Below are 14,697 nucleotides of genomic sequence, written 5' to 3'. Positions count from 1 at the left end.
CATGACTGAAGCATTGGTTTCCAAAGTATGGTCGTTTTGCAACGTGCTTAAAGATGACGGCGTAAGTTACGGCGATTATCTTGAGCAGTTGACGTATCTTCTATTTCTCAAGATGGCTGACGAGTATTCAAAACCTCCGTATAATCGCAAGCTTGGCATCCCGAAAGAATATTGCTGGGAAACGATTGTCAGCAAGCGCGGCGCGGAATTAGAAACGCACTACGTCACACTTTTGCGTGAATTCGGCCAGAAAAGTGGGATGCTTGGCAAAATATTCTTTAAGTCACAGAATAAGATTTCCGATCCCGCCAAGCTTTATCGCCTCGTCCAGATGATTGATCAGGAGTCTTGGGTTAAATTGGGAACGGATGTTAAAGGCGACATTTATGAAGGTCTACTTGAGAAGAACGCCGAGGACACAAAAAGCGGCGCCGGGCAGTATTTCACACCTCGCGCGCTGATTCGGGCACTTGTGGAGTGTATGCGTCCGGAACCGGAAAAGACGATTGCCGATCCGGCGTGCGGAACGGGTGGTTTCTTCCTTGCGGTTTATGATTTCATCACAAATAAGGACAACTATCAGCTCAATAAAGACCAGCTCCAATTCTTAAAATATAAAACCTTTAAGGGCTGGGAGATCGTGCAGAGCACAGCGCGTCTTTGCTTGATGAACCTCTTTTTGCATAACATCGGCGACTTGGATAATCTGCCGCCGGTCGAGCGAGCTGATTCGTTGATTGCCGATAATGGTTTGCGTTTTGATTATGTTCTGACCAATCCTCCGTTTGGCAAGAAAAGTAGTATGACATTTACCAATGAGGAAGGCGAAGAAGAAGGCGAGGACCTTGTTTATAATCGGCAGGATTTTTGGGCGACCACCTCAAACAAACAGCTCAATTTTGTTCAGCACATTCATACGATGCTGAAAGTAGATGGAAAAGCCGCGGTTGTTGTACCGGATAACGTTCTCTTTGAAGGTGGTGCCGGGGAGACTGTTCGTAAGAAACTCTTGGAGACCACAGATCTGCATACTATTTTGAGGCTACCGACCGGCATATTCTACAAGCCGGGTGTGAAGGCAAACGTCATCTTTTTTGATAACCGTCCGGCCAGCAAGAATGCCCAAACAAAAGAAGTCTGGATTTATGATTTCCGGACGAATATGCACTTCACTTTGAAGAAGGATCCGCTCAAGTTTGAGGATTTGAAAGAGTTTATTGAATGTTATAACCCGGTCAATCGCCATAAGCGCAAGGAAACGTGGTCCGATAAGAATCCCGATGGCCGTTGGCGCAAGTTTAACTATGACGAAATCATCGCCCGGGATAAAACCAGCCTTGACATATTCTGGCTCAAGGACAAAAGCTTGACCGATCTCGATAGCCTTCCTGATCCGGACGTTCTGGCGGCTGAGATTATTGAAAACATCGAGGCAGGGCTGGAGAGTTTTAAGGGAATTATTGAAAAATTGAACAATAGGTGAAAATCAAGAGATGTCTGATAACGATCTCGATTCGATAGAAAAAAAGAATAATGAAATAGCATTAGATATGCTTGGCAAAGATATCTCTAAAGGGAATGTTTTTGCTTTTATTGGGTCTGGTTGCTCATCGAAGTTATTTTATCCTGGCTGGGATGAATTGTTATGCAAGATTGAAGATAAGGTTTTAAATAAAGCTGATATAGAAATTTACAAATATAGTGAGAAATGTACGAAGGACAAATTATGGTATGCAGAAAAATTAGTCACAACAATAGGCGATGACAAGTTCCACGAATTAATAAAAGACATATTTCAACCCCCTCGAATTATGAACAGTTCCTTTCATCACAATTTGGTTAATATACCTTTTAGGCACTATCTTACTACTAATTATGACACATTATTGGAAATCGCCTCCAAGGGGTCGAATTTCCCGCTAAGCGATTTTTGTTGGAATGATAAAGAACGTTTAAACGAATTTTTCCAAGGCATACATGAGGACGGACACCAATTAGCAAAATATGTTTTACATCTTCATGGGAGGTTTGACAGGCCTGATTCGATCATTTTAACTGAAAGAGATTACATGAAGATGTACTTCGAGCAAGAAACATTCAATAAAATTTTGTGGAGTATCATATCTTCTTTCCGGATGTGTTTTATTGGTTTCGCCTTGGAAGATTTGGATCTTTTGTCAGTATTTAGAAAGTCTAGGTGGGATTTGGGGAGAGGGCAATATAGGCATTACGTTCTCCTTGATGAGAAAAACGACATTAAAACAAGGCAGTCGCATCGCGCATATCTTAATGGGAAATACGGCATACAACCAATTTTCTTCTCGAGGCAACCGAAAATAATTGAAAGAAATAAAATATCAGGGATTAAGCCTAACGGGTCAGAAATTTTAAAGCAATTGCTTCAGGATGGAGTTGTTACAAATTTTAATTCTGAAGCCGTATGTTTGGAAAAAAGCGTAAGCGCAATAAAGGATTTTTTAATCAAAGTATGCGGAAACAGCTTTAATGTGGTTTGGGACATTCTGCTTCAAGCGCAAAGCAAAGAATGGGTAGAACAAGAAGCAATTATTGAGAAATTAGCTTTTCTATTTAGTGATAAAAACGCAAAGCAGAAAATAAACAATAAAAGAACTACATCATTAAAAAAGGATGCCGCGAGATTAAAGGAAATTACAGACGTGGCGAAACAATAGATGAAAACCATTAAAAGAGAACAATTGTTAACGGCATTTATCGAAACCATAATGAACGGTTCGAGCTTGGTTATTGGGGATCCAGGTATTGGAAAGTCATGGCTTCTTAAACAAGCGCTTGAGAAAATCGCATCCGGCGACATTCCGCATTTCTTTATTCAGGTAGATGCAATTGATGTAAAAAGTGTTGCGGATTTTAAGAAAGCCCTTGGATTAGATAATTCAATCCAAGATGTATTGAATTATGCAAGCGGGGGTAAGCGCAGTATTTTATTTATCGATGCTTTAGACGCGGCAAGGGGTCCCACGAAGCAAAACATTTATAAGCAGTTTATCGAATTAGTTCAGAAAAGATGTCCCAATTGGTCGATTGTTGCGAGTATTCGTACATATGACGCTAAGCATTCGATAGAACTCTTAAATTTGTTTCCTGTAAGAAGTCCAGAACCAGCCAATGAATATGTTATTGATAACGTCAACTACAGGCATTTCTTTATTCCGCCACTTTCGGAAACCGATGTCGTGGGCTTCTTGAAAGAGAATGTGGGGCTAAAAGACATATACGAGAAAGCAAATGACAAGTTAAAGAAACTCTTTTTCGTGCCTTTTAATCTTTGGCTACTAGACACTTTGCTTAACGGCGGAGTAGATGCTAAGAAAATATCTGACATGCAAACTGTCGTTCAACTTCTCGGTCTTTATTGGGAATTTAGAGTTGTAAATAAAGCGGATTCCTTTGATCGCGAAAACATTCTAAGAAAAACGGCACAGACAATGGTCAGGGATAGCTCATTGTCTGTATGGAAAAAAGATGTATTTAGCAGAAATAAAAACGACGTGCTCAAAGGATTACTAAGCGATCAGATGCTAGTCCCGGTTTCGTCAAGTGAAGAGCGAATAGCCTTTGAGCATAACATGATATTTGATTATGTCGTTTCACGCCTGATAATTCAGGAAGACGCTAATTCCGCATTAAATTTTCTTGAGAAGGATCCAAGTCGACCTATTTTCCTACGGCCAAGCATTGAGTACTATTTTTCCCGTCTTTGGTTTAGCGATCGCGTTATCTTTTGGAGGATTTTTTGGCATTTCCAATTTTCCGGGAGCAACGAGTATCTCAACATTTTGCCTGTAATTACTCTTGTTAAAGAAATTACTGATCTTTCAGAGTTTGTTCCGATCCAAAGTAGATTAGACAAGGCCACCGGTGTTGCTCGTGTCAAATGTTTAGGGATTATCAACAGCATGTTTAGGGTTCTAAAAGCATTAAAATCTAATAAAGATATTGCCTCTGGGGAATTGTGGATCGAAATAATGTATTCATTGAGAGATAAATTAGACGTGAGTTTCATTGATGAGTTTATTCGCACGTTAAAGCCTGTTGTTGATTTATTAGACAAATGGAGCACTCCCCAGCAGGAGAAAATAGGGATCACGGCGAGGGCGATCGTAAGTTGGGCATGGCAACCGCCTAAAGCGCTTAAAACTAACCAAGTAAATTCATTAAATCATATGATTGCAGTATGGGGTGTTCCTTTAGTATGCAAAACATTTGGGACCAATTCTGGAGAATCAAGGAAAATATTGCGCAAAGTATTAAAACGCGTTGGATCGAAAGCATTCATAATTAATGAAGTATACAGGCTCTGCGATGAAATAGATGCCATATGGCCGCATGATCCTAATTTTGTTGTTGATGTCTATAGGACTGTCTACGGGTATGAGGAGAAGTCGCAAGAGATGACAGCAATGCGAGGCGGTGTTTTGTCATTGACGAGTAACAGGAGACAGGATTACGAGGGGTGTTATTACATCCTTGACCAAAAATTTCCCGCTTTCCTTAAACAGTGCCCGACTTATGCCACTAGAGCTATGGTGAAATCTGTCAATCTAATTGTAAAAAGAAAAGAGATCTCAAGCTGGAGAAAGAATCGCCCTGTTCAGCAATTCAATTTCTTTGATATCAAAACGAAATTTTTAGAAGATGGGAGCTCGATTTGGGCTGACCGTGAGTACAGGAAAGAGCATTTGAAGATGCTCGGTGATTTTACTGGTTATTTGGAAGAGTTGGCCACTAAAAACGACGCGGATAGCCTAAAAACCATTGAATCTTTATTGCTTGAGATTGCACAATCAAATGAAGTTGCTGTTGTTTGGAAGCGACTGCTTCGGCTTTCTTTAAAGAGCCCTGTCATTTTTGCTCCTTTGCTTGCGCCGCTCTTAAAGTCGATTCCCATCCTAACGAGTACGGATACAGCATATGAAGCCGGTGAAGTATTGAAGGCTGGATTTGTATTTCTAAAAAAATCAGATCAAGGAGACATAGAAAAGCTGTTAGCTATCATGCCTGATCAAGAAACAGATGAGAAAAAGAAAGAGCGATTAATTGAATTTCGCAATACGTTATTAGCTTGTATTCCAAAAGATAGTCTATCCGATACCGCAAAGAAAATTTTATGTGACGCTGAGAAATCTCAGAAGATTTTACCCAATGAACCTTATATGAAGGATATGGGGTTTCATAGTAAGCCATATACAAATATTGATTGGTTGAAAGAAAAGGGTGCCAATTTAGAGGCAGAGACTAGCAAAACAATATTGGAGCTTGTAACTCCGGTGAAATCATTTCAGGAGAAGTTTCTTAATGGGGCGCCGTCTCTTGAAGAAATTAACTCTTTGTTTCCGAGCATACAGAAGCTGAAGAAAGAAATAGAGAAAACCGATATTGTTTATGATGAGCTCGTTAAACAAGACGTATTAACCGATCTTGCCTCGGCATGTGTCAGAATTGCAAGGAATAATGATTTATCCATTGAAAGTGAAGTCTTTAAGGCCTGCGAAGAGGTGTTTATTTTGGCAGCTCATGATCGTTTTCCTGTATATGAGAAGAAATATCACGATACTTTTGATAGCCCGGGTTGGGGACCGGCTCCGCGTATTGAGGCCGCAGAAGGAATAATGAATTTAGTAAGGAGAAAAAAGACAATAACCCCTGATAATTTGAGATTAATTGAGGCATTATCCACTGATTCGGTACCAGCTGTTAGGTACAACGTAATTATACGCTTGTATTTTCTTTATAAAGTTGCGGCAAAGGATATGTGGAAGATTGCATTTCGGACTGCGCGAAGCGAAAAAACCAATGGCGTATTAGCGGCTCTTGCGACATCGATGAGCGCCCTTGTAAAAATCAACACAGATACCGTTTTAGATTTATTTGACATTATATGCAAAAGAAAGTCTTTGAAGGAACGGAAAAAGTCAGGTGTTCATAATGACCCGTGTGTATCCACAATAACTGAGCTCGAGATATTCTTTAGTAACAAAAGAGCGACTGCGAAAATTAAGGTTTATGAAAACAATCCATTAAAATATTTTGATGAACTGCAACAGGTAGCCATTTCAGCCATAAATTATTTAACTATGGGGCTCGATGGAAAAGAACATCAAAAGGTCAAAGTAAATTCCATTAGAAAGAAAACAAGACAACTTTTGTCCCGACTTTTAAGTAGTGCGGAAAAAGGCTTCCGCAGTCTGAATAAAAGATATAAAAAAGATGATTGGCCTGAGGAGCGAAAAACACTCACAAAAGAGCTTTACGACATAATAGATATCATAGCAAGATGGTTGTATTTTAGCGCTACTAGGGATGGTAAGAAATCGAGTATTCTCGAAGAGAACATAAAGCAGTATTATTTTGAGATAAAGCCCTTGCTTAACCAAATAATCGATGTCGGGTCAAGCAAAGATGCTTTTCTTCACCCAAGCACAACTCATCATCTAATGCAATTGTGTAACGTTATTATAAAGTATGATCCAGCGGGAGTAATAAGTATTGCAGAAAACTTGTGTAAGGCTTCGGAAAGCTATGGATATCAGCTCGATTCTTTGGCAATCGGAGAGGTTGTTTCCTTGGTCGAAATCTGTTTAGCTGATTTCAAAGAAATACTGCGTGATAAAAAGACAATTCTATCTTTAATGAATATCCTAAATCTCTTTGTTAAAGCCGGTTGGCCAGAGGCTATTCAATTGGCAATCAGGCTTGATGAGGTTTGGCGATAAGAAAGTAACCGAGGCTGGAGTAAATGAAGTACGTAGAATAAACAGGGACAGACACCATTAAAACGGCGAAAAAAGGTGTCTGTCCCTATTTAAAAGACTGATTTTTTATAGTAACGACAAGATGCTGTCGCAGGCAGATGATATTATGAAAATAAACCCTTGAGTTTTATAAGCATAGATGTAAGATAGAAATACAGAAAGTTTGTTCCGCTATTAAAGCCGGACATTTATAAATTTTACCCTTTGCGGATACACTCTGCAGAGGGTTTTAGTTACAAGAAGAAAAGAATATTGGGTTTTTGTTTATCTTTTTGCTAATTTAAACCATAGGATCCACAATATTAATGCAGACGATTTTACCCTGTAAGCCAATTTTAGATATTCTAAAACCTTGCTATAATAAATGTAGTGGGTTTAAAAAAGCCTGCAAAAAAATGAGATGGGATCCTTCTAAAGGATATCTTCCTCAGGGAGTATGTGGTGCTGTCGGAAAAGTTAGTGAAGTTAAACTTGTTCTTATTGTTGCTGAACCTGGTAATCCGTATATAAATCAATCCTATTACTCAAAAACCCCTAGGGACTTAATGAAAAACGTTTTGTCTGATAATTATTATAGTTTTAAAAACGGAGAAGATATTTTTCATAGAAATATAAGATGTATTCTCGATTTATGTTGGCCAGAAATCACATTTGAAGAAAAGTTAAGGAAAACATTAATTACTGAGTCAGTATTATGTTCAGCAGAAACTGAATGCGCAAATATTAGTGCTAGCATAGAAAGGTTCTGCTGTGAAAATTATCTTCTTAAAGAGCTTGATCTATTTCCAAAAGCAGTTATTGCGACATTGGGGACTAAAGCAACTAATAGACTTATAAGATATCGCCCTTCTTCTTCATTTATGAGTGCATATTCCGTATCACCACCGGGTTGCAATAAGAAAAAAATTGCTTTAGAATCATGGAAAAAGATCGCCAACGAAGTTTGTAACAAACAGGGACAGACACATAATTAAACGGGGAAATATGATACCTGTCCCTATTTAAAGTGGAGAAGGCATTATGGGTCTGTGTAATTATTATGCGATTAAGACAATTTTAAGTCCTGAGTGTAGAAAAAAAGGTTGGAAAGTAAAAAAAGATAAAATAGAAAAGATTGAGAATTTTTTTAGTGAATATGTAGATCATAAAACATTGATAGTTATTCCTCGTTTTAATGGAAACTACATTAGTTTACGTTATTGTGGTTTAGAAATATTGCAAGTCTCAAAGAATGGATCGCTTAAGAGAACGCTTTATAAAGATGTTAATGGTAAAATTAGGCGTTTGAAGTCCCCCATAAAGATTGATATTGATGATGATATTCTTAAGAGTTTAATGCCTAAAATAAAAGAATTTATCGAATGTAGAAAATTTATCAGTGAGAAAAAAAGAAACCGTCTTATCCCTGGCTTTTCCCCTGAACATTGGTTGGAAACCTTGATTTTAGCTGATACCAAAGGGGGTGAGGCAGCAAGAAAAACGCTGAAAATAGATGAAAATTTATCTAATGTTGTATCACAGGTACCTGTGATACGGAAGCCAAAGAAAGATAGTAAAAGCAAAAGTCCTCGGAGACGCTCTGACCATATTGATTTATTTGGTTTTGATAAGTCGAAGCATTTAGGAATACCAGTAATAATTGAGTTAAAAAAGGACAATGATCTTAAAATGGCTTTAGTTGAATTAAAAAAATATTGCGAATGGTATAAGGGAAAATTATCAGATGGAGATATAAGCCGTGGCAATGTAATTAAGATGCAGGAGAAGTTTTATTTACCTGAATTCAAATATAATAAGTTGACGAATCCAAGATTGGTTGCTGTCGTAACAGGGCATGCCAATGGAAAAAGAGGTGAGTTTGAGGTGGTTGCTTTACCGGAGAAATGGTCAGAAACAACATCAGGAAACCCATTTGAACAATGAAACTAACAATCCAGCGCGGAACTCAAGAAATAGGCGGTAGCTGTGTAGAGTTAAGCACAGCTAATTCCAAAATCCTGATTGATTTCGGCATGCCGCTGGTTGATAAGGGGAAAGACCCGTTTGACGCTAAGATATTAGATGGGAAATCAATAGAGGAACTTAAAAGCTTAAAAATCCTGCCGGATATAAAAGGACTTTATAAAAATGAAGAAAAAGAAATTGATGCAATTTTAATTTCTCATTCTCACCTTGACCATTATGGTCTTCTTAATTATGTTCATCCCGAAATACCTGTTTATCTTAGCGAAGGAGCCCAACGGCTCATAGAAGCTTCTGATGTTTTTATTCCGCATAAAATAGGAGCTATAAATTTCAGAATTATTAAGAAAAACAAAAAGACAACGATAGGAGACTTTTCTGTAACCGCGTATCTTGTTGACCACTCAGCTTTTGATACGCTGGCATTTCTGATAGAAGCTGAAGGTAAAAGGCTATTTTATTCAGGTGATTTCAGAGGCCACGGCAGAAAAAGCTCCTTATTTAAAAATATAATTGAAAATCCTCCAAAAGATATCGATTATCTCCTGATGGAAGGTTCAATGCTTGGTAGAGGTAACCAGGCTTACAAAGATGAAAACGAGATTGAAAGAAAGATTGAAGAGACCCTGAAAGAAAATAAGAACATAACCTTTCTTTTTGCCTCATCTCAGAATATTGACAGGCTTGTTTCAGCTTACAGGGCTTGCCTTAAAACGAATACAACCTTTGTTGTCGATATTTACACTGCATTTGTATTGGATAAACTAAGAAAGAGTTCAAAACATATTCCCCAGTTTGACTGGAAAAATATCAGGATAAAATTTATAAAGTACCACGCTGATTGTCTGGTTAACGCCGGATACAGAGATCTGCTCTATGTTTATAACAAACAGAAAATTGATATATTTGAAATTAATCGAAACAAAAACAAAATACTTATGCTCTCACGCGACAATTCTATTTTCCCGCTTATAGTGAAAAACATAGACGGTATTCAAGGAGCCAAAATAATATATTCAATGTGGGAAGGATGCCTGACCGATGAATTTAAGCAGTATTGCGCCCAAAAGGAATTAACAATAGAACAGGTACATACAAGCGGCCACGCAACTTTAGAGGATTTACAAACTTTCGCTAATGCATTAAATCCTCATACACTGATTCCAATTCATACATTTAAAGCCCAAAAATACCCGCATTTATTCGAAAATGTTAAGATTTTAAAAGATGGGGAAGTTCTGGATTTATGAACATAGGTATAAGTCCCTGTTTAAAAGACTGATTTTTTTATAGTAACGACAAGACGCTGTCGCAGGTATATAATAATATTAAAGTAGATTATGAAAAATATAGTTATATTTATAGTTTTTTTGTGTATTTCAATCTTTGCATATGCCGGGGAACAAAATAAAAAAACAAATTTTGATGCTATGGTAGAAATTCTTGCCGAATTAGAAATAGAGGAAATGAATAATGAGTTAATGACATGGATTGACCCGTCGCAAATCAAAGAATTCTCTCAGGTTTATCTGACAGATGACGATGTAAAAACCTTATATAAGAAATTTTTAAACACCATTGTCATGCCGCCCGACCCGGATACTTATAAAGAGTACAGTATTGAAAACGGGGAAGAGAGCCTGGGCAAAGTTGATAAATTAGGACGAACAATAAACAGTATGCTGAGGTCTCTTCCTATGGAAAATCTGGAGAAGTATGGATATTTACTAAGAGCTATGAGAGATGTTCTTTATATAGATTTCAAACACATACCATTTGCTATTAATCATAATAATGCGCGCGATTATTATTGGTATGAGCTTCATAATATATGGCTCGAAGAAGCAAAGCAACTATACGACGAAATGTTTAAACTTAATACCGGCGGGCAGGATGCTGTCGTAAAGGTGTCTGTCCCTCACAATTCCCGCAACTCCTTTCCGTTGTAACCTTTCGATATCCTGTGATAAAATATAAAATTCATAGGCTGAGGCTAAGGTTAAGTCTGAGGAGAACAAATTGGTAAAATTTAAAACTATTGAACCATTGAACTCTTTAACTGTCCACGTGCCACGGGCGCGCTCACTTCGTGAGCAGGGAGAATCAGATGAATACGCGTCATGAGCAAAATATTTTGACATTTTCTGCCTGCGGGGCTTTGTTTTTCGCTTTATTGGCCCTGACATGGGGCGTATTGGCCAAGTCCCAGATGATAATGTTTGACGGTGTTTATTCTTTTATCAGCCTTGTATTGACCGGCCTTTATTTTTATGCTGCCAGAAGTATAGCGATGGGCAGGGATGAAAACTTCCCGTTCGGCAGGGCGCAAATGGAGCCTATGGTAATAGTAGTGCAATCGATTGCCCTGATTATTATATGCATAAAGGCTTTTAGCGCCGGCGCTATTTCATTATTCTCAGGCGGCCAGGAAATAAACAATTTATCCGGCATGGCATATGCCGCCATAGGAGTAATAGGGTGTTTTATCAGCTGGTATTATATCGTTCATGCAGGAGGAAAAAACTCCTCTAAATCAGAATTAATCAGAACCCTGTCCTCTCAGTGGCTTATGGATACTCTCTTGAGCCTTGCGGTATTAATAGGTTTTTTTATTGGTCTTATTTTTCAATATTCCAAATACAGCAACTACTCCCGGTACATAGACCCGCTTATGGTAATGGCTGCTGTGCTATTCTTTGTCAGGCAACCCATACTCTCATTTATCGAAGGAATAAAAGGAATTCTTATTATGGCGCCTGAGAAAACCGTCTACAGCGCTTCAAAAGAAGCGGTAAAAAATATTGCCGAACAAAGGGGTTTTGAAGACATTGTTTTACGTTTGGGCAAATCAGGGCGCGAGCTTGTTTATGAAATCAGTTTCATAGCCAAAGACCCGAATAATTCATGCTCGATAGGCGAAATGGATGCCATACGCAGGGAAGTGGAAGAGAAGCTTCACAGCCTGTTCGACAGGCCGTTGCGGCTGTGCGTATCATTTGCGCATGACAGAAAGTTATGCTAATTGAAAATTAGATAAAAATAAAGGAGGCGGGATGAATAATAATAAATCGAAAACCATTGTAACAATAGGCGCTGTAATCGCGGGATGTTTGGTTGTCGCGTTATGGCTTCTGCTTCCGTTGCCTTTTTCTCCGCGCAATCAGGCTCCTGTCACGTCCAGGGAGTTTTTTTTAATAAAGGTTGAAACGGAACTGGATAATATGAGGATGCTCTTGGCGCTCAGGACCAACATGGGGTTTATAGAAGCGCAGGACCCGGCAGAGCGAATCCGCGACCTGTGTTTTGATATGGATAAAAAAGGCTGGGAAAAATGGAGCGCTATAGTGGATGACATGAATTCATGGTATGTCCGGCTTGCGGTAGAAGGAAGCGCCTCTCTTGAAGAAGTGCTGGACGAGCTTTATACAAAATACCCGTTTTTACAATTAGAAGGAGTAGCGGGACAGGATTGACTTTAAAATCCGGTCTGGGAGAGTTTTTATGAAGGATTATTTTAAAAGTTTTCTTTACAAATTAAGGAGAGCTAATCCGGTGCGGTTGGTAGTCATGGGATATATGTCCTATATTTTTATAGGTTTTATCCTTCTATGCCTGCCGTTCATGCATAAAAATTATGTCCCTGTCCTTGATAATCTTTTTACTGCCACATCCGCTGTTTCGACAACTGGGCTGACAACGGTCACGGTGGTTAACGACTATAACTTTTGGGGGCAGCTGGTTATCCTTGTGCTTATCCAGCTTGGCGGTATCGGATACATGACTTTCAGTTCTTTCGTTATTTTATCCACTAAAAAATACCTGGATGACAGGACAAAGAATGTGGCAGAAACGGTATTCAGCATACCGAAAAATTTCAAAATAGAGAAATTTATTGTAAGCGTGATAAGTTTTTCCTCCATAATAGAGTTCCTGGGCGCGATAGGCCTGTTTTTTGTGTTTCGGCGCGCAGGAGTGGAGAATCCGGCCTGGAGCGCAATATTCCACAGCGTATCGGCTTTCTGTACGGCAGGTTTCAGTCTGTTCCCCAACAGCTTCGAAGGCCTGGCAGATAATTTCGGGCTCAATGCTATTATATCGGGGTTAAGTATCATGGGGGCTATGGGATTTATTGTAAGTGTAGACGTATGGCGGCTTATTCGCGGCAAGGTGAAGCATGTGACGTTAACCACAAAAGTCATTCTTTCGATAACGTTCTGGTTTCTGGTAATCGGAGGAGCTTTAATGTTTTTAACTGAAAGCTATGGAGGAGGGGTTGGCCCGAATAACAGGATCCTGTTCTCTTTCTTCCAGTCAATGACCGCGCTTACTACCGTGGGATTTAATACCGTTACCGTCAGCACTATGTCAAAATCAGCTATCATGCTCATCTGTATACTGATGATTATCGGCGCTTCGCCGTCAGGTACGGGCGGCGGTTTAAAGACTACAACATTTTCAGCGATCTGGGGTTTAATGAAAAGCGCCATCAGGGGCGATAAAAATGTGCGTATCCTGGGCGCGGCGGTGCCTGAAGACCGTGTCAGGACAGCAGTGGCTACGCTTAGTTTTTATATCTCGGCTCTGATTATCGGCACGTATCTGCTTACGCTGACAGAAAACGGCACGTTTATAGACATATTTTTTGAAGCGGCTTCAGCTTTGGGTACGGTGGGATTGAGTTTAGGTATCACCGGCACGCTGACTGCTTTGGGCAAGCTGGTGATTATCCTGATGATGTATATCGGACGTGTCGGACCCCTTACATTCGGTACGGCTCTTTATGTTAAGCCGGAACTTATATTCGATGATGAAAAGACGGATCTTGCAATATAGTGAAAATGGGTACAGATACCCCTTTTAAAGCAAATTCCAAGCACTAAATCCTAAATACTAAACAATACACAAACCCTAAACTCGAAATACTAAACACTTGCCTGCCTCTGGCGGGAATCCTAAGCACTAAATCCAAAATCCTAAATAATATTAAAATCCTAATATCAAAATTCAAAACAATATTTAATTTCAAATAACTAAAATTACAAACAGATTTTATTTTAATTAGGGACAGACACCTATTTAAATAGGGACTGACACCGCCTTTTTCTCTAAATCCGAAATACTAAACACTTGCCCGCCTCGGGCGGGAATATTAAGCAAAAAAAACGAAAGACGTGGGACACCTGTTAACGAAAGACGGAAAGCCCAAAACATCCCCCCTTGACTTTCTCTTAATATATGCTAAATTGTAGGTCACGCAACAAAACGTTTCGATAGAGGGGGCAGGAGAGTGAAGAAGCTATATATTTTGGGTTTATTAGTTGGCGCGGCGATAGTTATGACTGCCGGTCCCGCCCGGGCGGATTTGGTAAACCTCTTTAATTATAACGGCGGGGAATATCCGTCTTTCAACTGGATATGGAATCAGGCGGGGACCAATCATTCCGTTGAAGTATGGAATGACGGCTCCACGGCGGAAAACTTCCTTGATTCGCGCCTTGTCCTGAACGTTGTTCTTCTTTTAGACGGGACACAACTGAACTGGGATACAACCAATAAATACTTCAGCGACGGCGCCCGGACTGTTTCCCTGAGCAGTTATGACGGAGAATTTGATAACACAAGCGGTTTGATAGCCAATATGAGAACAGGCATCTGGCCTTATTTTGATATGGGAGATCTTCTTGCCGGAGGAGCGCATGCCGCAAAGAATTTCGACGCCACCGGCTCTTTTTATCTGTACCTGGAAGGCGATACCATAGCGAATGTCCAGCCTGTTCCTGAACCGGGTTCGTGGTTTCTGTTGAGCGCCGGCTTAGCCGTCCTTCTTTTTATTAGAAAGATATAAATTCGAAACACCTGCTACAAGCAAGCAGAAATCCTAAATTCGAAGCACGAAATCCCTGCCTGCCGGCAGGCAGGCGAAACAATATCGAAATAATAA

At 39.5% G+C, this 14,697-nt stretch carries 11 protein-coding genes; all 11 read left to right on the top strand.

The features are described from left to right. The first annotated feature begins 1 nt into the window (after position 1). The 11 genes from M0R36_01080 to M0R36_01030 all read left to right on the top strand — a co-directional run bounded on the left by M0R36_01080 (position 2) and on the right by M0R36_01030 (position 14,601). Positions 2-1,483: a type I restriction-modification system subunit M gene (locus tag M0R36_01080; protein ID MCK9554402.1), complete on the top strand. Its 1,482-nt coding sequence runs from the start codon at positions 2-4 to the stop codon at positions 1,481-1,483. Between the two features lie 10 nt (positions 1,484-1,493). Further along, positions 1,494-2,693 (top strand): SIR2 family protein, encoded by a 1,200-nt coding sequence (locus M0R36_01075; GenBank protein ID MCK9554401.1) that lies wholly within the window; start codon positions 1,494-1,496, stop codon positions 2,691-2,693. Continuing rightward, positions 2,694-6,755, top strand: a complete 4,062-nt coding sequence (locus M0R36_01070; GenBank protein MCK9554400.1) for an ATP-binding protein — start codon at positions 2,694-2,696, stop codon at positions 6,753-6,755. A 344-nt stretch (positions 6,756-7,099) separates the two neighbouring features. Then, positions 7,100-7,768: a hypothetical protein gene (locus M0R36_01065; GenBank protein ID MCK9554399.1), complete on the top strand. Its 669-nt coding sequence runs from the start codon at positions 7,100-7,102 to the stop codon at positions 7,766-7,768. 46 nt (positions 7,769-7,814) lie between these two features. Beyond that, positions 7,815-8,717 carry a hypothetical protein gene (locus M0R36_01060; GenBank protein ID MCK9554398.1) on the top strand — a complete coding sequence of 301 codons (903 nt, stop codon included), beginning with the start codon at positions 7,815-7,817 and terminating at the stop codon, positions 8,715-8,717. Then, on the top strand, positions 8,714-10,006 hold the full coding sequence (locus M0R36_01055) for an MBL fold metallo-hydrolase (protein ID MCK9554397.1): 1,293 nt from the start codon (positions 8,714-8,716) through the stop codon (positions 10,004-10,006). Before M0R36_01060 ends, M0R36_01055 begins: the two co-directional genes overlap by 4 nt. Positions 10,007-10,096: 90 nt before the next feature. Then, entirely contained in the window at positions 10,097-10,705 is a 609-nt protein-coding gene (locus M0R36_01050; GenBank protein ID MCK9554396.1) for a hypothetical protein, read from the top strand. A 158-nt stretch (positions 10,706-10,863) separates the two neighbouring features. Next, positions 10,864-11,778 carry a cation transporter gene (locus tag M0R36_01045; GenBank protein MCK9554395.1) on the top strand — a complete coding sequence of 305 codons (915 nt, stop codon included), beginning with the start codon at positions 10,864-10,866 and terminating at the stop codon, positions 11,776-11,778. A gap of 31 nt (positions 11,779-11,809) precedes the next feature. Continuing rightward, positions 11,810-12,229 carry a hypothetical protein gene (locus tag M0R36_01040; GenBank protein MCK9554394.1) on the top strand — a complete coding sequence of 140 codons (420 nt, stop codon included), beginning with the start codon at positions 11,810-11,812 and terminating at the stop codon, positions 12,227-12,229. 28 nt (positions 12,230-12,257) lie between these two features. Next, a complete protein-coding gene (locus M0R36_01035) occupies positions 12,258-13,589 on the top strand; it encodes a potassium transporter KtrB (protein MCK9554393.1) in 1,332 nt (443 codons plus the stop codon). 454 nt (positions 13,590-14,043) lie between these two features. Next, positions 14,044-14,601, top strand: a complete 558-nt coding sequence (locus M0R36_01030; protein MCK9554392.1) for a PEP-CTERM sorting domain-containing protein — start codon at positions 14,044-14,046, stop codon at positions 14,599-14,601. Positions 14,602-14,697 lie beyond the last annotated feature (96 nt).

The sequence above is a fragment of the bacterium genome (assembly GCA_023228325.1).
GTDB lineage: Bacteria > Auribacterota > UBA6266 > UBA6266 > UBA6266 > UBA6266.
This window is presented reverse-complemented; position numbering and strand designations above follow the sequence as displayed.